21 protein-coding genes are annotated in these 21,405 nt (G+C 60.7%); 13 read left to right on the plus strand and 8 right to left on the minus strand.

Annotated features, from left to right (window positions below; all coding sequences use genetic code 11):
- Window positions 1-227: 227 nt before the first annotated feature.
- From GR197_RS06125 to GR197_RS06145, 5 genes are all read left to right on the plus strand, one after another.
- Complete coding sequence (locus GR197_RS06125) at window positions 228-740, plus strand: invasion associated locus B family protein (RefSeq protein WP_007632470.1); 513 nt, start codon at window positions 228-230, stop codon at window positions 738-740.
- A gap of 244 nt (window positions 741-984) precedes the next feature.
- Window positions 985-2,211 (plus strand): 23S rRNA (adenine(2503)-C(2))-methyltransferase RlmN, encoded by a 1,227-nt coding sequence (gene rlmN, locus GR197_RS06130; RefSeq protein ID WP_164007598.1) that lies wholly within the window; start codon window positions 985-987, stop codon window positions 2,209-2,211.
- 93 nt (window positions 2,212-2,304) lie between these two features.
- Window positions 2,305-3,258 carry an ABC transporter substrate-binding protein gene (locus GR197_RS06135; RefSeq protein WP_164007600.1) on the plus strand — a complete coding sequence of 318 codons (954 nt, stop codon included), beginning with the start codon at window positions 2,305-2,307 and terminating at the stop codon, window positions 3,256-3,258.
- Window positions 3,259-3,379: 121 nt separating this feature from the next.
- Window positions 3,380-4,258 (plus strand): ABC transporter permease, encoded by an 879-nt coding sequence (locus GR197_RS06140; protein WP_164007602.1) that lies wholly within the window; start codon window positions 3,380-3,382, stop codon window positions 4,256-4,258.
- On the plus strand, window positions 4,255-5,049 hold the full coding sequence (locus GR197_RS06145) for an ABC transporter ATP-binding protein (protein WP_054182408.1): 795 nt from the start codon (window positions 4,255-4,257) through the stop codon (window positions 5,047-5,049). The genes GR197_RS06140 and GR197_RS06145 overlap by 4 nt, the downstream gene beginning before the upstream one ends.
- Window positions 5,050-5,113: 64 nt before the next feature.
- Here the strand turns inward: GR197_RS06145 and GR197_RS06150 are convergent, their stop codons facing one another.
- Both GR197_RS06150 and GR197_RS06155 read right to left on the minus strand, forming a co-directional pair.
- Window positions 5,114-5,755, minus strand: coding sequence for a LysE family translocator (locus GR197_RS06150; protein ID WP_164007604.1), 642 nt, complete (start codon window positions 5,753-5,755; stop codon window positions 5,114-5,116).
- Window positions 5,756-5,839: 84 nt separating this feature from the next.
- Entirely contained in the window at window positions 5,840-6,691 is an 852-nt protein-coding gene (locus GR197_RS06155; protein ID WP_164007606.1) for an SDR family NAD(P)-dependent oxidoreductase, read from the minus strand.
- Between the two features lie 178 nt (window positions 6,692-6,869).
- On the opposite strand from GR197_RS06155, the gene GR197_RS06160 reads away from it, so the two are divergent.
- The gene (locus tag GR197_RS06160) at window positions 6,870-8,093 is read left to right on the plus strand and encodes an argininosuccinate synthase (protein ID WP_164007608.1); all 1,224 of its coding nucleotides are present in this window, start codon (window positions 6,870-6,872) and stop codon (window positions 8,091-8,093) included.
- A 55-nt stretch (window positions 8,094-8,148) separates the two neighbouring features.
- Here GR197_RS06160 and GR197_RS06165 read toward each other — a convergent pair whose 3' ends face one another.
- Together GR197_RS06165 and GR197_RS06170 are read right to left on the minus strand one after the other, a co-directional pair.
- A complete protein-coding gene (locus GR197_RS06165; protein ID WP_164007610.1) occupies window positions 8,149-9,375 on the minus strand; it encodes an adenylosuccinate synthetase in 1,227 nt (408 codons plus the stop codon).
- Between the two features lie 130 nt (window positions 9,376-9,505).
- Window positions 9,506-10,408: a hypothetical protein gene (locus tag GR197_RS06170; protein WP_164007612.1), complete on the minus strand. Its 903-nt coding sequence runs from the start codon at window positions 10,406-10,408 to the stop codon at window positions 9,506-9,508.
- Window positions 10,409-10,578: 170 nt separating this feature from the next.
- On the opposite strand from GR197_RS06170, the gene GR197_RS06175 reads away from it, so the two are divergent.
- Window positions 10,579-11,247 (plus strand): NUDIX hydrolase, encoded by a 669-nt coding sequence (locus GR197_RS06175; RefSeq protein ID WP_164007614.1) that lies wholly within the window; start codon window positions 10,579-10,581, stop codon window positions 11,245-11,247.
- A gap of 63 nt (window positions 11,248-11,310) precedes the next feature.
- On the opposite strand, the gene GR197_RS06180 is transcribed toward GR197_RS06175, so the two are convergent.
- Entirely contained in the window at window positions 11,311-12,279 is a 969-nt protein-coding gene (locus tag GR197_RS06180) for a DMT family transporter (RefSeq protein ID WP_164007616.1), read from the minus strand.
- A 327-nt stretch (window positions 12,280-12,606) separates the two neighbouring features.
- Between GR197_RS06180 and GR197_RS06185 the strand changes: the two genes are divergently transcribed.
- On the plus strand, window positions 12,607-13,248 hold the full coding sequence (locus GR197_RS06185; RefSeq protein ID WP_164007618.1) for a LysE family translocator: 642 nt from the start codon (window positions 12,607-12,609) through the stop codon (window positions 13,246-13,248).
- Window positions 13,249-13,256: 8 nt separating this feature from the next.
- Here the strand turns inward: GR197_RS06185 and GR197_RS06190 are convergent, their stop codons facing one another.
- Complete coding sequence (locus GR197_RS06190) at window positions 13,257-13,688, minus strand: hypothetical protein (protein ID WP_164007620.1); 432 nt, start codon at window positions 13,686-13,688, stop codon at window positions 13,257-13,259.
- A gap of 205 nt (window positions 13,689-13,893) precedes the next feature.
- On the opposite strand from GR197_RS06190, the gene GR197_RS06195 reads away from it, so the two are divergent.
- The 4 genes from GR197_RS06195 to ppa all read left to right on the plus strand — a co-directional run bounded on the left by GR197_RS06195 (window position 13,894) and on the right by ppa (window position 19,383).
- Window positions 13,894-15,981: a M3 family metallopeptidase gene (locus GR197_RS06195; RefSeq protein WP_164007622.1), complete on the plus strand. Its 2,088-nt coding sequence runs from the start codon at window positions 13,894-13,896 to the stop codon at window positions 15,979-15,981.
- Window positions 15,982-16,137: 156 nt separating this feature from the next.
- Window positions 16,138-17,958, plus strand: a complete 1,821-nt coding sequence (typA, locus tag GR197_RS06200; protein WP_164007624.1) for a translational GTPase TypA — start codon at window positions 16,138-16,140, stop codon at window positions 17,956-17,958.
- A 239-nt stretch (window positions 17,959-18,197) separates the two neighbouring features.
- Window positions 18,198-18,704 carry a GNAT family N-acetyltransferase gene (locus GR197_RS06205; RefSeq protein WP_164007627.1) on the plus strand — a complete coding sequence of 169 codons (507 nt, stop codon included), beginning with the start codon at window positions 18,198-18,200 and terminating at the stop codon, window positions 18,702-18,704.
- Between the two features lie 145 nt (window positions 18,705-18,849).
- Window positions 18,850-19,383, plus strand: coding sequence for an inorganic diphosphatase (gene ppa, locus GR197_RS06210; protein ID WP_011653868.1), 534 nt, complete (start codon window positions 18,850-18,852; stop codon window positions 19,381-19,383).
- A gap of 32 nt (window positions 19,384-19,415) precedes the next feature.
- Here the strand turns inward: ppa and GR197_RS06215 are convergent, their stop codons facing one another.
- Together GR197_RS06215 and GR197_RS06220 are read right to left on the minus strand one after the other, a co-directional pair.
- Window positions 19,416-19,727, minus strand: a complete 312-nt coding sequence (locus GR197_RS06215; RefSeq protein ID WP_164007629.1) for a DUF167 domain-containing protein — start codon at window positions 19,725-19,727, stop codon at window positions 19,416-19,418.
- Window positions 19,724-20,044, minus strand: a complete 321-nt coding sequence (locus GR197_RS06220) for a YggT family protein (protein ID WP_164007631.1) — start codon at window positions 20,042-20,044, stop codon at window positions 19,724-19,726. Before GR197_RS06220 ends, GR197_RS06215 begins: the two co-directional genes overlap by 4 nt.
- Before the next feature lie 109 nt (window positions 20,045-20,153).
- Between GR197_RS06220 and GR197_RS06225 the strand changes: the two genes are divergently transcribed.
- Complete coding sequence (locus GR197_RS06225; protein WP_164007633.1) at window positions 20,154-21,389, plus strand: MFS transporter; 1,236 nt, start codon at window positions 20,154-20,156, stop codon at window positions 21,387-21,389.
- Window positions 21,390-21,405 lie beyond the last annotated feature (16 nt).

Here is a 21,405-nt window from a genome sequence, read left to right on the forward strand (position 1 = left end):
TAAATTCAGCGGAACGGACGGCCAGCACCATCGGGACACGGTGTTGCGGCCGATGCCGTCAAAGGGTCGAAAATTGACACTCGAGCTGAAATGACACAGGCACATACAAATCGCGGCTATTGTTGACCATTTGGTAACCTGAATTAAGTCAAAATAAAGCAGATCGTGATTATGCGGCGCCCGCTATGATCGCTTCGGGCCTTGATCGCAAGAACCGGCAGGAATCCATGTTTGTAAAAAGTATCGTATCCGCTCTCGCACTCACCCTTGTCATGGCCGGAGTTGCGGCAGCGCAGCAGGCCGCTGCGCCGAACCGCATCCAGCAGTTCCAGGCATGGGGCGCCTACTCCTACAAATCGGGCAACAGCACCGTATGCTATGTGCTGTCCGTTCCGACGGCAAAGCAGCCGGCAAGCGTCGACCACGGCGACAACTTCTTCATCGTCTCGCAGCGTCCGGGCCAGAACATCTCCTACGAACCGCAGGCGATGATGGGCTATACGGTGAAGGAAAATTCGAAGATCAACGTCGTCATCGACAACAAGACCTTCGTGATGTTCACCAAGGACAAGGCCGGATGGGTCGAGAATGCCGCCCAGGAGCCGGCTCTCGTCGCGGCGATGAAGACCGGTCATTCGATGACGGTGAATGCCGTTTCCCGCAAGGGCACCGGCACCTCTTACAGCTATTCGCTCTCCGGCATCTCGGCTGCGCTGAAGCAGATCGAAAGCTGCAAGTAAGCGGTCTTGAGCCGCAGAGTTTCAAGAGGCCGGCCTTGCGCCGGCCTTGCTGTTTTCCATCTATAGTGACGCGCGGGCAAAATGATGCTAAAGGGCGCGCCAACAGCGGATAGATCGCGATCAGTCGCCGTTCCGCCATTCAATTTTTGCCGATCTGCCGTCATGCGTCCGCAAGTCTTCCGGTTCACCCTGAAGCATGCGGGCTCGCAGGGGCAGGACATGTTTGAATTCGGGATGAATGCCTATGTCCGTCATGGATGCGATCGTTGTTAGCAAGCCGCAGGCGCACACCGCCGCCAGCCTGGAAAAGCCGTCTTTGATCGGGCTGTCGCGCGAGGAGATGGGAGCGGCACTCCGGGAAAAGGGAGTGGCCGAGAAGCAGATCAAGATGCGCGTCGCGCAGCTCTGGAACTGGATCTATGTGCGCGGCGTCTCCGATTTCGACCATATGACGAATGTCGCCAAGGATATGCGTGAGATGCTGAAGCAGCATTTCACCATCGAACGTCCGGAGATCGTCGAGGAACAGGTCTCCAACGACGGCACGCGCAAATGGCTGCTGCGCTTTCCCGCGCGGGGCGCCGGGCGCCCCGTCGAGATCGAAGCCGTCTATATTCCGGAAGAGGGCCGCGGCACGCTCTGTCTTTCCAGCCAGGTCGGCTGCACGCTCACCTGTTCCTTCTGTCATACCGGGACACAGAGGCTGGTGCGCAACCTGACGGCGGAGGAAATTCTGTCGCAGTTGCTGCTTGCCCGCGACCGGCTCGGCGACTTCCCGGATCGTGAAGCGCCGCAAGGAACGATCATGCCTGCCGAGGGCCGCAAGGTCAGCAATATCGTGATGATGGGCATGGGTGAGCCGCTCTATAATTTCGACGCCGTCAAGCAGGCATTGCTGATCGCCACGGATGGCGACGGCCTGTCGCTGTCCAGGCGTCGCGTGACGCTGTCCACCTCCGGCGTCGTGCCGGAGATCTTCCGCACCGGCGAGGAGATCGGCGTCATGCTGGCAATCTCGCTGCATGCGGTGCGCGATGACCTGCGCGACATTCTCGTGCCGATCAACAAGAAGTATCCGCTGAAGGAGCTGATCGAGGCGTGCAAGGCCTATCCCGGCCTTTCCAATGCACGACGCATCACCTTCGAATATGTCATGCTGAAAGATGTCAACGACAGCCTTGAAGACGCCAAGGGGCTGATCAAGCTCTTGAAAGGCGTGCCGGCGAAGATCAACCTCATTCCGTTCAATCCCTGGCCCGGCACCAATTACCAGTGTTCCGACTGGGAGCAGATCGAAAAGTTCGCCGATTTCATCAATTCAGCCGGTTACGCCTCGCCGATCCGCACGCCGCGCGGCCGCGACATTCTTGCCGCCTGCGGCCAGCTGAAATCGGACTCCGAACGGATGCGCAAGACCGAGCGCCTGGCCTTCGAGGCGATGATGATCGCCAATCACGGCGCCGACGACTGATCAGCAAGTTTGATCCTTGCTACAATTCTCCTGCATTGATTTAAGCATGCGCTTTTCCTAATAGTGCCGCCAAAATCAATCAGGAGGATACAAATGCGCCCGATTCTGCTCGCTCTTGCCGCCAGTTTGGCGCTTTCCCTGCCCGCAAAGGCTGACAACGTCACGGTCGCCGTGACGGCGATCGTCGAGCATCCGGCGCTGGATGCAGCCCGCAAGGGCGTTCTCGATGCGCTGACGGCCGCCGGCTACAAGGAAGGCGAGAACCTGAAATTCGTGTTCGAGTCAGCGCAGGGCAATCCGGCGACGGCCGCTCAGATTGCCCGCCAGTTCGCCGGCGACGAGCCGAATGTCATCGTGCCGATCTCGACGCCCTCGGCCCAGGCGGTCGTCTCCTCGACGCGCGACATTCCGGTCGTCTTCACCGCCGTGTCGGATCCGCTCGGCGCCCAACTGGTTAAGAACATGGACAAGCCCGGCGGCAACGTCACCGGCCTTTCCGATATGTCGCCGGTCGCCGAGCATCTGGCGCTGATCAAGGAAATCCTGCCCGATGTGAAAACCATCGGCTATCTCTACAACTCCGGCGAGGCCAATTCCGTTTCGCTGCTCGCCGTCCTGAAGGTCGAAGCCGAAAAGGCCGGCCTGAAGGTTGTGGAATCGGCTGCGACCAAGTCGGCCGAGGTCCAGGGTGCGGCCCGCGCCCTCGTCGGCCGTGCCGACGCGATCTACATCCCGACCGACAACACCATCATCTCGGCGCTCGAAGGCGCCGTCGCGGTTGCCGAGGAGAGCAAGCTGCCGCTCTTCACCGCCGATACGGATTCGGTTTCGCGCGGGTCGATCGCTGCCCTCGGCTTCAACTATTACGATGTCGGTAAGCAGACGGGCGAAATCGTCGTGCGGGTGCTGAAGGGCGAAAACCCCGGTGATATCGCGGTCAAGACTGCCGCGGGCAGCGATCTCGTCGTCAACAAGGCGGCTGCGGCCAAGATGGGCGTCACCCTGCCGCAGAGCGTGCTTTCTCGCGCCACTAAGGTCATCGAATAATCGGTCGTCGTTCCATCGACTATTCACATTCAGCCGCTCCCGTTTGCACGGGGGCGGCTCAAGTATTAAAAGGCTGCGGTTTCGCGACGGGCGGAACGGCAACAAAAAGGGGCCAAAAGCCTTGAGCCAAATCGCATTCTGGGGGGCCGTCGAGCTCGGTCTGGTCTATTCCTTCGTCGCTCTCGGCGTCTATCTCGCCTTCCGCATTCTCGACTTTCCCGATCTGACGGTCGACGGCTCGTTTCCGCTAGGTGCTGCGGTGACCGCGGTGCTGATCATCGCCGGTCTCAATGCCTGGCTTGCGGCCCTGGTCGCGATGGCGGCCGGTGCCGGTGCGGGCATGGTAACGGCGCTGCTCAACGTGCGCTTCAAGATCCTCAACCTGCTCGCCTCGATCCTGACGATGATCGCGCTGTTTTCCGTCAATCTCAGGGTGATGGGCAAGCCCAATGTCGCCCTCATCAATGCCGATACGATGATCAGCCCGTTCTTCGGCCATGGCCTTCGCGATTTCTACGTGCGGCCGCTCTTCGTCGGCGTTCTTGTGATCGTCGCCCTCGTCCTGGTCTGGCGTTTCCTCGAAAGCGACGCCGGGCTTGCCATGCGGGCGACCGGCGCCAATGCGCGGATGGCCCGCGCCCAGGGCGTCGATACCAGCCGGCAGATCTATCTCGGCATGGCGATCTCGAATGCGCTGGTGGCGTTTGGCGGTGCGCTGTTTGCCCAGACCAACGGCTTTGCCGACGTCACTTCGGGTGTCGGTACCATCGTCGTCGGTCTTGCCGCCGTCATCATCGGCGAGACGCTGCTCGGGCGCCGCGGGTTGTTGATCGCGTTGATCGGCTGCGTGCTCGGCTCGATCCTCTATCGCATCGCCATCCAGCTGGCGCTGTCGAGCGACGTCATCGGCCTGCAGGCGTCCGACCTCAATTTCGTGACGGCGGTGCTGGTGACGGTGGCGCTCATCCTTCCCCGTCTCCGCGGAGGTGCCGCATCATGATCAGCGTCAAGGATATCAAGGTCGTTTTCGGCCGCGGCACGCCGTTGCAGAAGCAGGCGCTGAACGGTGTCAGCCTGACCATCGAGCAGGGCTCCTTCGTCACCGTCATCGGCTCCAACGGCGCCGGCAAATCGACGCTGCTTGGCGTGCTTGCCGGCGACGTCCTGCCGAGCGAGGGGCAGGTGCTGATCGGCAAGAACGAGGTGACGCGCAAGTCGACGGCATCGCGCGCCGGTCTCGTTGCGCGCGTCTTCCAGGATCCGCTGACGGGAAGCTGCGGTTCGCTGTCGATCGAGGAAAATCTTGCTCTGGCTGCCCGCCGCGGCGAGAAGCGCGGGCTTGCGCCAGCGCTCGGCGGCAACAGGCGCGATTATTTCCGGGAGCGGATTGCCGAACTCAATCTCGGGCTGGAAAACCGGCTGAAGGACCGCATGGATCTGCTCTCCGGCGGCCAGCGCCAAGCCGTTTCGCTTGTCATGGCGACGCTTGCAGGCTCGGAAGTGCTGCTGCTCGACGAACATACGGCAGCGCTCGATCCCGGGATGGCGGAGTTCGTGATGAACCTCACCCAGAAGATCGTTGCCGAGCGCAAGCTGACGACGATGATGGTGACGCACTCGATGCGTCAGGCGCTGGATTACGGCCACCGCACGATTATGCTGCATGGCGGCGAGATCGTTCTCGACGTGGCGGGCGACAACCGAAAGAACCTCCAGGTCGAGGACCTGATCGCCATGTTCCGCAAGATGCGCGGCCAGACGCTCGACGATGATGCTTTGCTGATCGGCTAAGGCGACAGCGTGATCGGCTAAGGCCGACAGCGTGCTGATCGTCTAGCGACCGCGGATTGGCTGATCATCTGGCCTGGGTGAGCAGGATTTTCGCGGCAAAGATCGAGAAGACGCCGGCGAAGGTGTAGTCCATGCCGCGCAACACCTTCTTGTTGGTCTGCAGCCAGGAGGCCAGCCAGTCGGCGGCAAAGACGACGCTGGCATTGACCGGCATGCCGATCAGGATGAAGCAAAGCCCGAGGAAAAGCAGCTTCTGCGTGACGGCGGGATCGCCGGCGCTGACGAATTGCGGCAGGAAGGTCATGAAAAAGATGATGACCTTGGGGTTCAGAAGATTGACCCAGAAACCCGACGAGATGTTCGAAAGCGCCGAGCCCTTCCGCGCCTCGACCTTGGCGACGGTGAGCTTCGAGCCGAAGCGGATCGCCTGCACGGCCAGCCAGAGCAGATAGGCGGCACCGCCGGTCTTCAGGATCAGGAAGGCGGTCGGCGAGGCGGTGATCAGCGCAGAAATGCCGAAAGCGACCAGCATGGTATGAACGACGATCCCGAGGCTGGTGCCGACAACGACGAAAAGAGCCGCCTTCTTGCCCTGGGCCAGCGAACGGCTGATCGACAGCGTCATGTCGGGGCCTGGGGTCGCCGCCAGCAACAGCGTCGCGGCGGCAAAGGCGAGAAGCGTCGACAGGCTGGGCAGGAAATCCATGGCACACTCTGAAAGCCGGAAAGATCCGACGATTTCTTACTCGGCTTCCAGAAAATTACCAATCAAACCTTGGAATAGTACCGATCACTTCTGTTCCAGGAAGGCCTTGAACTTGTCGCCGTAATCCTTGTGCCAGCGTGACAGCGGCGGGCGGTTGTCGATGATGTCGCCGGCTGCCCAGGCCATGCGGCGTTCGTCGACCGGCCGGGCCACGTCATTGTCGGGGCAGAGGATATAGAAATCGCCGCGCTCGAGACTTTCGACCATGAAATCGACGGTCTGCTCCGGCGTCCAGGCGGCGGCCGGCTTTTCCGCGCGGTCGCCCTTGGTGAGGCCGGTGAAGACGAAGCCGGGGATCAGCAGATGTGCGGAGATCTTTCCGCCGTCGATGTTGCGAAGCTCGTGCTCGAGCGCTTCGGTAAAGACCTTCACGCCCGATTTGGAGATATTGTAGGCGGGATTGCCGGGCGGCGTGGTGATGCCTTGCTTCGAGCCGGTGTTGATGATCAGGCCGGGTTCACCGTGCGACAGCATCTTCGGGCCGAAGGTGCGCGTACCGTTGATGACGCCCATCAGATTGACGGCGAAGATATGGTCCCAGTTCCCCTGCGAGCTGAAGATCGAGGTTTCCGGGCCGATGCCGGCATTGTTCATCAGCACGTGCACGCGGCCGAAACGCTGGAGCACGGCGCGTTCGAGCGCCTCCAGCGAGTCCTTGGATGCGACGTCGGTTTCGACCGCCATCACATTCTCCTCGCCGGCGATGGCCTTGAGTTCTTCGGCGGCCTCGGCCAGCCGGTCGCCGCCGAGATCGGCGATGACGGCGCTCATGCCGCGCCCGGCGAAATATTTTGCCGCCGCCAGGCCGATGCCGGAAGCGCCGCCGGTGATGACGGCAACATTGGACTTCTTGAAAATGTCTTGAATATTCGTCACGGCTCGGTCTCTCCAGGAGCGTTGTTCGGACGCAGCCGAATATGGGCTCCGCTTTGGCGCTGTCAAACGCTATTGGCGCATGGGCCGTCGCGCTTGCCCTTGCGTCACGCGCCAATCTCGCTAAAAGTGCCGCGACACCGGGTTTTCGCCGGCCTTTTATGCAACGGACCTCATCATCATGGCATCATACAAAGACGTGAAGAAAGTCGTTCTCGCCTATTCCGGCGGCCTCGACACCTCGATCATCCTGAAGTGGCTGCAGACCGAGCTCGGCGCCGAAGTCGTCACCTTCACCGCCGATCTCGGCCAGGGCGAAGAGCTGGAGCCGGCGCGCAAGAAGGCCGAAATGCTCGGCATCAAGGAGATCTACATCGAGGACGTGCGCGAGGAATTCGTGCGCGATTTCGTCTTCCCGATGTTCCGTGCCAATGCCGTTTACGAGGGCGTCTACCTGCTCGGCACCTCGATCGCCCGTCCGTTGATTTCCAAGCATCTGATCGATATCGCCCGCAAGACGGGCGCCGATGCGATCGCCCATGGCGCGACCGGCAAGGGCAACGACCAGGTCCGTTTCGAGCTGTCCGCCTATGCTTTGAACCCCGACATCAAGATCATCGCGCCGTGGCGCGACTGGGCGTTCAAGAGCCGCACCGACCTGCTGGCCTTCGCCGAACAGCATCAGATCCCCGTTGCCAAGGACAAGAAGGGCGAGGCGCCGTTCTCCGTCGACGCCAACCTTCTGCATTCGTCCTCCGAGGGCAAGGTTCTCGAGGACCCGTCTCAGGAGGCGCCGGAATATGTGCACATGCGCACCATTTCGCCCGAGGCTGCACCCGACAAGGCAACGGTGATCAAGGTCGATTTCGAAAAGGGTGACGCGGTTTCGATCAATGGCGTGCGGATGAGCCCGGCGACACTCTTGGCGACGCTCAACAATTACGGCCGCGACAACGGCATCGGCCGTCTCGACCTCGTCGAGAACCGTTATGTCGGCATGAAGTCGCGCGGCGTCTACGAAACGCCAGGCGGCACGATCCTGCTCTCGGCGCATCGCGCTATCGAATCGATCACGCTCGACCGGGGTGCCGCCCATCTCAAGGACGAGATCATGCCGCGCTACGCCGAGCTGATCTATTTCGGCTTCTGGTTCTCGCCGGAGCGCGAGATGCTGCAGGCGCTGATCGACAAGAGCCAGGAGCATGTCGAAGGCGAAGTGACGCTGAAGCTCTACAAGGGCAATGTCATGGTCATCGGCCGCGAAAGCGAAAAGTCGCTCTATTCCGACAAGCTCGTCACCTTCGAGGACGATCAGGGCGCCTACGACCAGAAGGATGCCGCCGGCTTCATCAAGCTCAACGCGCTGCGCCTGCGTACGCTCGGCAAGCGCAATCTCAAGAAGTAGTCACGGTCGCTTGCGCACCGGATATGAGCCCGCCGGCATTGCCGCGCGGGCTCTTTCATTGCTCAGCGATTTCTGCCGCGGCTGCATCCATATACAGCCTGACATCCCCGCGCCGCGGTCCCCAGCTCTCGGCCCAGAGCGGCAGGCCGACCAGTTCGGCTATATCAGCCGCCGCTTTGGCAGGATCAAGCGGCATCACCCCTCCGCAATCCGTCACGGTAAAACCATCCTCCGTCTGATCGAGGCAGGTCACCGCAAGCCCTGCTCTGACCGTGATACCGTTGCGGTCCGACGTCAGATCGCGGGTGATGGCCTCACGCAACGGGCCGAGATCGAGCGGCGCAAGCCTTAGGCATCCCTGCCACTCGTTCGGAGCATTGGTGGGGTCGACGACATTGATGCCGGGGAGTGCGGCAACTTCCCCCTTGAGGGGCCCTGCGCCGTGCCGGGTGGTGTAGCAGCGCGTCGCATATGTCGCGTCCAGCTCGGTGATACCCGCCTCGGCGGCGACAGCGAGCATGTTGGCGAGCCCGGTTTTCGAACGGGTGACGTGGGGAAAAACGCCACTGTCCTGATCAAGCCCGAGGCCCTGTGCCGCTTCGAAGATAACAGAGCGGCGTTCGCACAGCCGTCGGTCGGGCCAGAGCGTGACGCGGTCGAGATAGGCGGCGCAATCGGCCTCGAAGCGGGCGATGGTGGTGTCGTCAGCCAGTGCGGTGGCCAGTTCTGCGGGCAGGGCGGTGATGCCGAGGGCGGCCAGCCGGAGTGGCACCCAGGCATCGCGGATGGAAACAAGGCGGGCGTGCAGATCGGGGCGGAACAGATTCTTGGTCGAGAGGGCGAATTCCGGGTGCAGATTGCGCTCGATGGTCTCACCGAAGCCGAGGCCGCAACTGCCATGACGGGCGGCGCCGCGCGCCAGCTCCAAGGCCTGGTTGATGATGACGTCGAACGGCGTGGTGACCGGCGCACGCGGGTCGCTGCTGATCTCAGGCTTCACACCCAGCTGGCCGAGGGCGGCCAATTCGTCGAGCAGCAGCATCGGATGAGCGACGAAGAAACGGCTGAAATGGGTGACAGCCCCGGCAAAGCTGCCCGCGCCGACATGGTGAAAGACATGACGGGCACCGGCGTCGCCAAGCACGGTATGACCGGCCTGAGCCCCGCCATTGCTGCGAACCACCACGGCCCCCGGCGTGGCTGCGGCGAGGCGATCGACCATCAGTCCCTTGCCTTCGTCGCCATAAAGCGCGCCTATTACGGCCTGTGCCTGGCTGCTCATGCTCTGCTCCTCAAAATGGCGCCCGGAGCGCGCCGCGGCTTTTGTTCTGGAAGGTATGGGCTAGAGCGGTTCAGAACCGCTCCAACCCTTTGCTTAAATCCCTGGGGAAAGTGCTTGGCACTTTCCCGGATTAGAAGAATGGCAGCAGGCGCCGCTTCGGGCGTTCGCCGATGGCCTTGGCGACGACTGCGGCAGCCGCACCCGGCCAGCTGGCGGCGACGTCGCCGGCATCCCGGCCCTCGGTGATCTCGATGATCGAGACCACCAGTTCGGCAATGCGCCGGTGATCATCGAGCACGAAGGTCCGGCCTGGCAGCAACGGCTGCCAGCTCGCGAGCACCCGCTCGAGCCGCCTGGCGGCATAGCCGTCGCGGATGACGATGTGGAAGACCTCGTAGGATCTCTGCGCCATCGCCAGGCATTCTCGGGCGTTCAGACCACGCGGCGGTTCGATGCCGAAGATGCGGGCGATCTGGTCGGCCGTCATGCCATTGTGAACCGGCTCGTCGCCAATGGTGAAGAGATAGCCCTTGCGGCCGTGTCTTTCGAAGGCATCGGTCGAGGTTTTGAGCGCCGCCAGAAGGTGGGCGGCGCTGTAACTCTCGCCCTCATTGCCACCGCCATTGCCTTCCAGCCACAAGGCGCGGATCTGGCTGGCAAGCGAGATATCGGCCTCGAACTGGGTGGCCTGCAGGGGTGCCGCGTCGGTATACGCATCTCCTATCGCCGCCACCATGATATGCGGATCGGATACCGGTCGGCGGTCGTAAATCTCCGACGTCAGGGTGATGAGCCCGCCGCGCATAAGCTCGTGGGCGATCATGCCCATCGAGCCGGTCACATCCGAGGCCAGGATAATCGGGGTCGAGTGCGGATTGTAGGCACTGTCGCGGCTCTCGCGGGTGGCAAAACGCGCCGGATCGAACTGCGGATCAATGCCGGTGGCGCCGAATACTTCCGACCGGCTGCGGCCATCCACATGCCGTGCGTTGTAGGCCGCCCAGTCGGCCGTGCTGAAACGTCCCATACCCATGGCATCACTCCTTTGCTGTTGCCTTGGCGATCCGGCTCGGGCGTCCTGCCCGCTGCCTTCGTGCCAATTATATATACTTGCAAAGTGCACTTTGCAAGTTGCTATTTGCAAATTGTGTTTTTCGCGATTAGCCGCTATGAAAACCGATATTGGTAGGCGGGATGATGTTGATGGCAGGGGCTGAATTCGCACGACCGATCGTCACGGTCGACATCGTCTTGCTGACCCTGCACGAAGGACGGCTATGCGTGGCATTGCTGCCGCGGTCGGCCGAGCCGTTTGCCGGCGTGCCGGCACTGATCGGCGGCTATCTGCACACCGACGAGGACGCCGATGCGGAGGCGGCGGTGCGGCGTATCCTCAAGGCCAAGGCAGGCCTTGAGGGCATCTTCTTCGAACAGCTTGGCACCTTCGCGTCGGCGCGGCGCGATCCTCGCGACTGGTCGGTATCGATCGCCTATTTTGCGCTGGTCCCGCGGGGAGCATTGGAAGGCGGCGCCAGCCCGCTGGAATTGCGGCCGGTCGATGCCGTAGGCGAGATGCCCTTCGATCATAATGAGATTATCATCGCGGCGCTGGAGCGGCTGCGCGGCAAGGGCGCCTACTCGACCATTCCGGCAAGGCTGCTTCCCGAGGTCTTCACGATGTCGGAACTGCAGGCAATCTATGAAACGGTGATGGGCGAACGACTGGACCAAAGCGCCTTTCGCCGCAAGATCAACGATCTCGATCTGCTCGAGGTGGTCGAGGGCGAAAAACGACAGACCGAGAGAGCCCGGCGACCGACGACGCTCTATCGTCTGAAGACGCCGGTCGCTGTGTTCGATCGAAGAATCTGAGCGCATCGGTTGCTCCGTCTCGCCGGAGCGTATTGCGCTGAACCTGGCCCTACGCGAAGCAGGTCACTCGTGCGCAAGCGATATCTTTCCCGATGCAAATTGGCGATCGTAGAAAATCCGCACTGACAGAACAACGCCGGCGATCAGGACAACCACCCCAGCGACTTCGATGGGGGTTGGCCAACGAGCATGCACGATAAGTCCGCCGATGACACCGAAGGCTGTTTCCGAAACGATCAATTGTGCAGCCAAGGCAACGGGCAGGCTCCGTGACGCAATATTCCAGGCCCAGACGCCGCCTACGGTTGCCAGCAGCGCGAAGGATCCACCCCAAACATACAGGCTGCCGGCGGCACTCCAGCCGAATCCCAGTGCTGGAAGCTGGAAGAGGTCCATCGCGGCACCGATAGGGTAGAAGGCCAGCATTAAGACGCCACCTCCGACCAATATCAGGCCCGACCACACACCGGAGGGCATTTCCGGTCGGGCGGCGAGTGCAGCCTGGTTGGCGAGAGCGAACCAGACCCAAAGCCCCACGGCAGCAAGCGCCAGCGGCACACCAACCCACAAGGATTTAACGGAGTTCAATCCTTCAGCCGTGAACGCGGTGCCATTGACGAGGATAAGGCCGACCAGCACCAGCGCCAAAGGCACGATAAGGGAGCGCCACGGCAATGATTCCTGACGCTGATTGCCAATGATCATCAATACGATCGGCACCAGACCGAGAAATGCCGGAGCGATGACGGGCCCGGCAAAGACGGCCGCTCCGGTCACCGTCAGGAAGTAGCCGACATATCCAATGAAGGCGAGCCAGACGGCCTGCAAACAGTTCCGAAGCGTGAGATGGCGCATTGCACCTTTCTGCGAAAACAGAATGTAAAGCCCGACGAGAGCCGAGACGACATGACGGACGAGGGCAAAATCAAAGGTGGAATAGTCACCCATGATGAAGGGCACAACAAAGTTGAGCGAAAAGGCAAAGGCCGCAAAGAGTGCGGCCGATACGCCAATATAGAAGAGTCTGTCCATAATGTTCACCCTTTTGACGTTGCGTCGTCGCTGGACCTTTGATCTTCGTGACGCCCGGCAGCTTCGATTGGCAATCTGGCGAGACACTTGATCGAATGGGTGAAAATTTACCGGCTAGAGGCCCGGGCCGGTACCCAGTGAAAATGAGAACCACCCTCTCGATGCACTTGGGATCGTCAGGCAATCTGCGTCGTCGAGGCCCGCTTGAATGGCGGAACCGCCTGTTCAGCAAAGGCACAAACGCCATCATCCCCGATCCCGCTTTTCATAGCCCTTGACGGTAGTCTGCCATCGCTTAGTCTACCAAATCATCCCCGGAGAATTTCCATGACGCAGTCTCTCGTCGTCGGCGCCTTTCTGGCGGCACTCTTTTATGTGCTCATTCCCGGCCCCGCCTTTCTGCAGCTGCTGGGCATCGGTGCCGGGCAGGGCCGCAAGGCCGGCGCCTTCTTCATGATGGGGCATCTGGTCGGGGATATCATCTGGTCGTCGCTGGCGCTGATCGCGATCGTCGGGGCAAAGACGATCGGAACCTTCGTCTTCGACCTGCTCGGCCTCGTCTGCGGCTTCTATCTCGCCTGGATCGGATGGAGCGCCGTCAATGCCAAGCCGAAAGCCGCGGGGCAGGCTCTCGTGGTGGTCGAGCGGCCGTTTCGCCGCGGTCTGATCTTCGGCGTCACCAATCCGAAGGGCTATCCGGTGGCGCTCGCCACCTTCACCGCACTGGTCGCAGGCTCGGCCGAAGTGCTTGATTTCGAGGCGTTGCCGGGGCTTGTCGGTGTGTCGTTCGTCGGTTTCGTGACGGCCGACATCATCCTGATCGGCATCATCGGCGCAGGTGCGGTGCGCCGCTTTTATCGCGCGCATGAGCGGCTGATCGTGCGCTGCTCCGGCGTTCTTTTCATGGGGTTTGCCGCCCAGGCACTCTGGCATGCAACACCCGGCCTCATCGGCTGGCGCAAGGCTTGATTTAGAGCCTAGCTATCCAGGAAATTGACGATCGATTTCAGCGTCTGGACCTCCTGGGGATCGCCGATCGACATGGCGATCTGCAACTGATTTTTGTAATAATCGAGAAAATTGAAGCTGGTGCCGTCGGTGACGCTGGAGAGATCGATGACGTTGCCGAGCGGATCGATCGCGTGCATCGGCAGCGGCTCGGAGATTGCTGCGTAGGTGCTTTGGTCGATCAGGCCGCTGTCGAAGCTCTGACGCGCGTAATTGCGCAATTCGCCAGGGCTGACCGCGGTGAAATCCGGTCCTTCGTCACCATTGTCGTCGATCTGGAACGAGGCTGGAGCCACCGCCCTGGTCTCGATTTCAATATCAGAGGTCTTCGAAGTTTTTGCGTTATTAGGATTGTTTTTAAAAAGCAAACTCTGAGAAGACCGCACAGAAAAAATTTCCATGGCGCATGTCCCCGTAGAAGAAGAAACATGGGAAAGCTAGCGCTAACACGCGATTCGCGTCAATCGTTAACGAATGGTTAATTTTCGCGCGTCAATTTTTGTCCACCAGATTTTGCAGGCGAGGCAAAAGGTCCTTCGCGCATACCAATTCTACGACAGCTCTCCTATATTGACGAACCCGTGCATGCCAAAAAGGAATTCTCCGATGCCCTCTCCCCATGATTTCAATCCGGCGCTGGTGACTTGGGACGGCCTTCACGGCCTGCCGCGTTTCGATGCCGTTGACGATGGTGATTTTGCCGCCGCCTTCGAAGCGGCGCTTGCCGCCCATGAAAGGGAGATCGACGAGATCGCCGGTAACGGCGAGGCGCCGACATTCGACAATACGGTCACGGCGCTGGAGATTGCCGGCGATGCACTGTCGCGCGTTTCGGCGCTGTTCTGGAACAAGGCGGGCGCCCATACCAATGATGTGATCCAGGCGCTGGAGCGGGAGATCTCGCCGAAGATGTCGCGCCACTATTCGAAGATCGGCATGAATGCCGCGCTTTTCGCGCGCATCGACACACTCTGGGAGGCGCGCGACAGCCTTGGCCTGACGCTCGAACAGACACGGGTGCTGGAACGCCACTGGAAGGGCTTCGTCAAGTCGGGCGCCAAGCTTGAAAAGGCCGAGCAGGAGAAGCTTGCGGCGATCAATGAAAAGCTTGCCGGCCTCGGGACGCAATTCGGCCAGAACGTGCTCGCCGACGAGAAGGCCTGGGCACTCGCGCTTTCTTCCGGGGCCGAACTCGACGGGCTGCCGGAATTCCTGCGTGACGCCATGGCTGCGGCTGCGCGCGAACGCGGGGAAGAAGGCAAATATGCGGTGACGCTGTCACGCTCGATCATCGAGCCGTTCCTGACCTTCTCTGAGCGCCGCGATCTGCGCGAGCAGGCGTTCAAGGCTTGGGTGGCGCGCGGCGAAAATCACGGCGAGACGGACAATCGCACCGTTATCAAGGAAACGCTGGCGTTGCGCCATCAGGTGGCGAGCCTGCTTGGTTACGGCAATTTCGCCGAGCTGAAGCTCGACAACACGATGGCAAAGACAGCGGATGCGGTGAACGACCTGCTTAAGGCCGTCTGGGCAAGGGCGGTGAAACGTGCCGGCGAAGAGGAGGCCGATATATCAGCGCTGATCGCCGAGGAGGGGCGAAACCACGAGGTGATGCCCTGGGACTGGCGTCACTACGCCGAAAAGATCCGGGCGCGGAAATTCGATTTCTCCGAAGCCGAGCTCAAGCCCTATCTGCAGCTCGAAAAGATCGTCGAGGCCTGCTTCGACGTGGCCGGCCGGCTGTTCGGTATCCGCGCCGTCGAGAAAAATGATGTGGCCGCCTATCACCCGGATGTCAGGGTGTTTGAAATCAGGGATCGCGAAGACCGGCTGGTCGCGCTCTTCCTCGGCGATTATTTCGCCCGCGGCTCGAAACGATCCGGCGCCTGGATGAGCTCGTTGCAATCGCAGCACAGACTGGAATTGAAGAACGGCCGCCGCGGCGAGCTGCCGATCATCTACAATGTCTGCAATTTCGCCAAGCCTGCCGAAGGCAAGCCGGCACTGTTGTCGCTCGACGATGCGCGCACGCTGTTCCACGAATTCGGCCATGCGCTGCACGGCATGCTTTCGAACGTCACCTACCCCTCGGTTTCCGGCACCGGCGTTTCGCGCGATTTCGTCGAGCTGCCGTCGCAGCTCTACGAGCATTGGCTGACAGTGCCGGATATTTTGAAGCGCTACGCCGTGCATGTCGAAACCGGCGAGCCGATGCCGCAGGCTCTGCTCGACAAGGTGCTGGCGGCCCGCACCTTCAATGCCGGCTTCAACACCGTCGAATTCACCTCGTCGGCGCTGGTCGATATGGCGTTTCACACGCGGGAGGCGGTTGCGGATCCGATGGCGGTGCAGGCGGAGGTGCTGGCCGAGATCGGCATGCCGAAATCGATCGTCATGCGCCATGCCACGCCGCACTTCCAGCACATCTTTTCCGGCGGTTATTCGGCCGGCTATTACTCCTATATGTGGTCGGAGGTGCTCGACGCCGACGCGTTTGCCGCCTTTGAGGAGACGGGAGATGCTTTCAACGGCGAGATGGCGCGCAAGCTCAAGGAGAATATCTATTCCGTCGGCGGCTCGGTCGATCCGGAGGACGCCTACAAGGCCTTCCGCGGCAAGCTGCCGAGCCCGCATGCGATGCTTCTGAAAAAGGGGCTTTCGACCTTCGAGGAATTGACAGGCAGCGACGCCTAAGACAATTTGATGACACGCTATGATGCGGCAGGGCGACAGCCATGCCGCAGTTTTGCGTGTTCCCCTCTTTCGCAAACGCAAAAAAAACTGTATGGACGCCCCAAACCAATAGGCGCGTCCTCAAGAGCGTGCGCCGCAGCCTCAGAGATTTCACATATGGCACTTCGCAATATCGCGATCATCGCGCACGTTGACCATGGCAAGACGACCCTAGTGGATGAGCTTCTCAAGCAGTCCGGCTCGTTCCGCGAAAATCAGCGTGTCGCTGAACGCGTGATGGACTCGAACGATCTCGAAAAAGAACGTGGCATCACCATTCTCGCCAAGGCGACCTCGGTCGAGTGGAAGGGTGTCCGCATCAACATCGTCGACACCCCCGGCCACGCCGACTTTGGCGGTGAAGTCGAGCGCATTCTCTCGATGGTGGATGGCGCGATCGTTCTCGTCGATGCTTCCGAAGGCCCGATGCCGCAGACCAAGTTCGTCGTCGGCAAGGCGCTGAAGGTCGGCCTTCGCCCGATCGTCGCGATCAACAAGATCGACCGTCCGGATGGCCGCCACGAAGAAGTCATCAATGAAGTCTTCGACCTTTTCGCCAATCTCGACGCCACCGACGAGCAGCTCGACTTCCCGATCCTCTACGGTTCGGGCCGCGACGGCTGGATGAACGTCAATCCGGAAGGCCCGAAGGACCAGGGTCTCGCACCTCTGCTCGACCTCGTGCTCAAGCATGTGCCGGAGCCGACCGTTCATGAAGGCCCGTTCACGATGATCGGCACGATCCTCGAAGCCAACCCCTTCCTCGGCCGCATCATCACCGGCCGCATCAATTCCGGTTCCATCAAGCCGAACCAGGCGGTGAAGGTTCTTCACGCCGACGGCAAGACGATCGAAACCGGCCGAATTTCCAAGATCCTCGCCTTCCGCGGTATCGAGCGCACGGCGATCGACGAAGCGCATCAAGGCGATATCGTTGCGATCGCCGGCCTTTCCAAGGGCACGGTCGCCGACACTTTCTGCGATCCCTCGATCACCGTGCCGCTGCAGGCGCAGCCGATCGATCCGCCGACCGTCACCATGTCCTTCATCGTCAACGATAGCCCGCTGGCGGGCACCGAGGGCGACAAGGTTACCTCCCGCGTTATCCGCGACCGTCTGCTTAAGGAAGCCGAAGGCAACGTCGCCCTGAAGATCGAAGAAGCCGAAGGCAAGGATTCGTTCTACGTGTCCGGCCGCGGCGAACTTCAGCTCGCCGTTCTCATCGAAACCATGCGACGCGAAGGCTTCGAGCTCGCCGTGTCGCGTCCGCGCGTCGTGATGCACAAGGATGAAAACGGCCAGCTTCTGGAGCCGATCGAGGAGGTCGTCGTCGACGTCGACGAGGAACATTCCGGTGTCGTCGTGCAGAAGATGTCCGAGCGCAAGGCCGAAATGGTCGAGCTGCGTCCTTCGGGTGGCAACCGTCTCCGCCTGCGTTTCTACGCACCGACCCGTGGCTTGATCGGCTACCAGTCGGAACTGCTGACGGATACACGCGGAACGGCGATCATGAACCGCCTGTTCCACGACTACCAGCCCTACAAGGGCGTGATCGGCGGCCGCGTCAACGGCGTGCTGCTCGCCAACGCTCCCGGCGAAGCCGTCGCTTATGCGATGTTCAACCTGGAAGACCGCGGCCCGATGATCATCGATCCGGGCGAAAAGGTCTATGCCGGCATGATCATCGGCATTCACACACGCGATAACGACCTTGAAGTGAACGTCCTGAAGGGCAAGCAGCTCACCAACATCCGCGCCGCCGGCAAGGACGAAGCCGTCAAGCTGACGCCGCCGATCCGCATGACGCTTGATCGGGCTCTTTCCTGGATCCAGGAAGACGAACTGATGGAAGTGACGCCGAAGAATATTCGTCTGCGCAAGATTTATCTCGACGCAAACGACCGCAAGCGCTTCGAAAAGTCCAAAGCGGCTCTCTGAAAGAGTTGCATGTCGCGGGATAACGACATGCATAAACAAAGAGCTTTAAAAACAACGTTTGAAACCCCGGCCTTCGTGCCGGGGTTTTTTATTGTGCGCTGCGCTGATTCCGACTTGTGACAATCGTTAAAAAAGCGTTAAATTTTATCTGTCGTCCACATATCAAGTCTGTGGGCAATCGATCACGATGCGCTGGCCGCATATGGTTAATTGCCCTTGGCGGGACCAGAGTAAACGTTATGAAGACGTTGTCGATCGATGTTCGGCGGGCCGAACCCAACGATGCCCGAGCCATATCGGAAACGCACAGGCTCGCCTGGCAACACACTTATGCAGGCATTATTCCGCATCGAGCACTGACGCAGATGATCGAGCGGCGCGGTGAAAACTGGTGGCGCAAAGCAACGCGCGGACCGGCGACGCTGCTGGTTCTCGATGTCGCCGGAACCGTTGCCGGCTACGCGACGCTCGGCCTCAACCGCGCCCGGGCACTGCCGCAGGAAGGCGAGATTTACGAGCTTTACCTTCGGCCGGAATATCAGGGCATCGGTCTCGGCCGGATGCTGTTCGGCGAGGCACGCCGGCTGCTGAAGTCGCTCGGCTGCAACGGGCTGGTCGTCTGGTGCCTCGAGGAAAACGAGACCGCCGGTCGCTTCTACCGTCATCACGGCGGTGTCGATTTCTGCGAAGGCATGGAAAATTTCGACCACAAGCAGTTGAAGAAGATCGGCTTCATCTGGAGCTGACCGGGTTGGTTGCGACCGCTGTTTCCCATTCGAAAGTTTAAGCTTTTTACGCCGGTGCCATCACGCATCGGTGATCTCAAATGTTGCGTTGCCACATGAAACTGATTATCTGGCTGCGATCAATTCAATCTCGCGGGAGTTTCCTATGCGCATCGACGCCATTTCCATCGGTAATAATCCACCAGAGGACGTCAACGTTATCGTCGAGGTTCCGGTCGGTGGCCATCCCATCAAGTATGAGATGGACAAGGAAGCCGGCACGCTGGTCGTCGATCGTTTCCTCTACACGCCGATGACCTATCCGGGCAATTATGGTTTCGTGCCGCACACGCTGTCTGAGGACGGCGACCCGATCGACGTGCTGATCGCCAGCACCCGCCCGCTGGTTCCGGGCTGCGTCATCAATGTGCGCCCGATCGGCGTCCTGAAGATGGAAGACAATTCCGGCAAGGACGAGAAGATCATCGCCGTGCCGTCGCCGAAGCTGACGCTGCGTTATGAGAAGGTGAAGGACTACACCGATCTTCCCGAGATCACGCTGAAGCAGATCGAGCACTTCTTCGAGCACTACAAGGATCTGGAGCCCGGCAAGTGGGTGAAGATCTTCGGCTGGGGCGATTCCAAGGAAGCCGGCGAACTCATCCTCGAAGCCGTCGAGCGCGCCAAGAAGAAGGGCTGATCGCTCAGCGCGTCCAGCGGACGCGCTACGCTCTAACCGAAAAGCACTTCTAGTTTTTTTGCCAAATCCTCCGGGTCGCCGTCGATCCGGAGGATTTTTTTGCGTGCGGTGTCGCCGGAGATGAGGCTGATGCTGGATTTGGGGATGCGCAGCGATTGGGCGATGAGAAGGACCAAGGCCTTGTTGGCTTGGCCCTTTTCCGGCACGGCAGTGACGCGCGCCTTCAGATGGGTTTCGCCCTCGCCATCCGCCTCGATGCCATCGATCGCATTACGCCCGCCATTCGGCGTCAGCCGGACGGCGAGGCGCAAATGATCATCGAAAACGCTCCAGGGACGGCTCAAGCGACCAGCGGGTAGACCGTGGTCCAAAGCAAGGTGCGCAGGAAGAAGATGATCAAGAGCAGGATGATCGGCGAAATGTCGATGCCGCCAAGGTTCGGCAAAAAGCGACGGATCGGCTTCAGCACCGGTTCGGTGACATTATAGAGGAATGTGCCGACCGAATTGACGAACTGATTGCTGGAGTTGATGACGTTGAAGGCATAGAGCCAGGAAAAAACGGCACTGCCAATCAGGATCCAGGTGTAAATATTCAAAGCCAAATCAATGGTTTGAAACAGCGCAAACATCGTCGTCTCCAATTCGTTGTTGACAGACATGTAGACATTGGCGACTAAACGAGCAAGTGCCGTGTGGAAACACGCGGTGAATCATGTTTAACGGGCGGCCATGCCGCTATTTCGGCGCCCGTCTCCTCGGAAAACACCCATGTCGTTTTCGCCCACCGGAGACCGATTTGCCGCGTTCCGGCATTCGTCCTACACGCGGTTCTTCCTAGCGCGTTTCCTGCTGTCCTTCTCGCAGCAGATCGTCAGCGTCGCCGTCGGGTGGCAGATGTATGACCAGACGGGCAGCGCCATCTATCTCGGCCTGATCGGTCTCGTGCAGTTCCTGCCGTCGCTGCTGCTGATGCTCGTCACCGGTTCGGTGGCCGACCGGTACAATCGCCGGGCGATCGCGGCCCTCTGCTCGCTGGTGAGCGCGCTGTGCACGCTGGCGCTGCTTGTCATGACGGCGATGGGGACCTTCACGCCCCTGCCTGTTTTCGCGGTGCTTCTGATCTTTGGCATCGAACGCGCTTTCATGTCGCCGGCGGTACAGTCGCTGGCTCCCAATCTCGTGCCGGAGCAGGATCTCTCCAATGCGATCGCCTGGAATTCGTCGTCCTGGCAGCTCGCAGCAATCACCGGGCCGGTGCTCGGCGGCTTGCTCTACGGCGTCAGCGCACCGACCGCCTATACGGTGGCGGTGATCTTTTCCGCGCTCGGTGCGGCTCTTCTCTACATGATCCCGAAACCGGTGCAGAAGACGACGGGCGAGACCAAGAGTTGGGCGATGATCCTTGGTGGCTTCAGTTTCATCCGCGCCGAAAAAGTGGTGCTCGGGGCGATCTCGCTCGATCTCTTCGCCGTACTGCTCGGCGGCGCAACCGCACTGATGCCGATCTTCGCACGCGATATCCTGACCCTCGGCCCCTGGGGCCTCGGGCTGCTGCGCTCGGCGCCGGGGCTCGGCGCCATCGTCATGGCGATCTTCCTCGCCGCCTATCCGCTCAAACATCGCGCCGGCATCTACATGTTCATCGGCGTCGCCCTGTTCGGTCTGGGAACCATCGTCTTCGGCATGTCGACCAATACCGAAGTCTCGATCGCTGCGCTGGCGTTGATGGGGGCGGCCGACATGGTGTCGGTCTATGTGCGCGAGAGCCTGATTGCGCTCTGGACGCCGGATCAGCTACGCGGCCGCGTCAATGCGGTCAACATGGTCTTCGTCGGCGCTTCGAACGAACTCGGAGAATTCCGGGCGGGCACGATGGCATCGATCTTCGGCGCTGTGCCGGCGGTCGTCATCGGCGGGATCGGAACTTTGGCGGTGGCGGCGATCTGGGCTTCGAGTTTCCCGAAATTGCGGCGGATCGATACGCTCGACGCGCCGAGCACCTGAGATAGGGCATGCTGTC

It is taken from the genome of Rhizobium phaseoli (assembly GCF_010668805.1).
Classification (GTDB): Bacteria; Pseudomonadota; Alphaproteobacteria; order Rhizobiales; family Rhizobiaceae; genus Rhizobium; species Rhizobium phaseoli_A.

Coding starts and splice junctions, on each gene's coding strand:
- GR197_RS06205 (WP_164007627.1), top strand. CDS start 18,198: ATGAAGACGTTGTCGATCGATGTTCGGCGGGCCGAACCCAACGATGCC.
- GR197_RS06145 (WP_054182408.1), top strand. CDS start 4,255: ATGATCAGCGTCAAGGATATCAAGGTCGTTTTCGGCCGCGGCACGCCG.
- GR197_RS06150 (WP_164007604.1), bottom strand. CDS start 5,755: ATGGATTTCCTGCCCAGCCTGTCGACGCTTCTCGCCTTTGCCGCCGCG.
- GR197_RS06165 (WP_164007610.1), bottom strand. CDS start 9,375: ATGAGCAGCCAGGCACAGGCCGTAATAGGCGCGCTTTATGGCGACGAA.
- GR197_RS06220 (WP_164007631.1), bottom strand. CDS start 20,044: ATGTCTGTCAACAACGAATTGGAGACGACGATGTTTGCGCTGTTTCAA.
- GR197_RS06175 (WP_164007614.1), top strand. CDS start 10,579: ATGGCAGGGGCTGAATTCGCACGACCGATCGTCACGGTCGACATCGTC.
- GR197_RS06125 (WP_007632470.1), top strand. CDS start 228: ATGTTTGTAAAAAGTATCGTATCCGCTCTCGCACTCACCCTTGTCATG.
- GR197_RS06185 (WP_164007618.1), top strand. CDS start 12,607: ATGACGCAGTCTCTCGTCGTCGGCGCCTTTCTGGCGGCACTCTTTTAT.
- rlmN (WP_164007598.1), top strand. CDS start 985: ATGTCCGTCATGGATGCGATCGTTGTTAGCAAGCCGCAGGCGCACACC.
- GR197_RS06135 (WP_164007600.1), top strand. CDS start 2,305: ATGCGCCCGATTCTGCTCGCTCTTGCCGCCAGTTTGGCGCTTTCCCTG.
- GR197_RS06170 (WP_164007612.1), bottom strand. CDS start 10,408: ATGGGTATGGGACGTTTCAGCACGGCCGACTGGGCGGCCTACAACGCA.
- GR197_RS06190 (WP_164007620.1), bottom strand. CDS start 13,688: ATGGAAATTTTTTCTGTGCGGTCTTCTCAGAGTTTGCTTTTTAAAAAC.
- GR197_RS06180 (WP_164007616.1), bottom strand. CDS start 12,279: ATGGACAGACTCTTCTATATTGGCGTATCGGCCGCACTCTTTGCGGCC.
- GR197_RS06195 (WP_164007622.1), top strand. CDS start 13,894: ATGCCCTCTCCCCATGATTTCAATCCGGCGCTGGTGACTTGGGACGGC.
- typA (WP_164007624.1), top strand. CDS start 16,138: ATGGCACTTCGCAATATCGCGATCATCGCGCACGTTGACCATGGCAAG.
- ppa (WP_011653868.1), top strand. CDS start 18,850: ATGCGCATCGACGCCATTTCCATCGGTAATAATCCACCAGAGGACGTC.
- GR197_RS06225 (WP_164007633.1), top strand. CDS start 20,154: ATGTCGTTTTCGCCCACCGGAGACCGATTTGCCGCGTTCCGGCATTCG.
- GR197_RS06160 (WP_164007608.1), top strand. CDS start 6,870: ATGGCATCATACAAAGACGTGAAGAAAGTCGTTCTCGCCTATTCCGGC.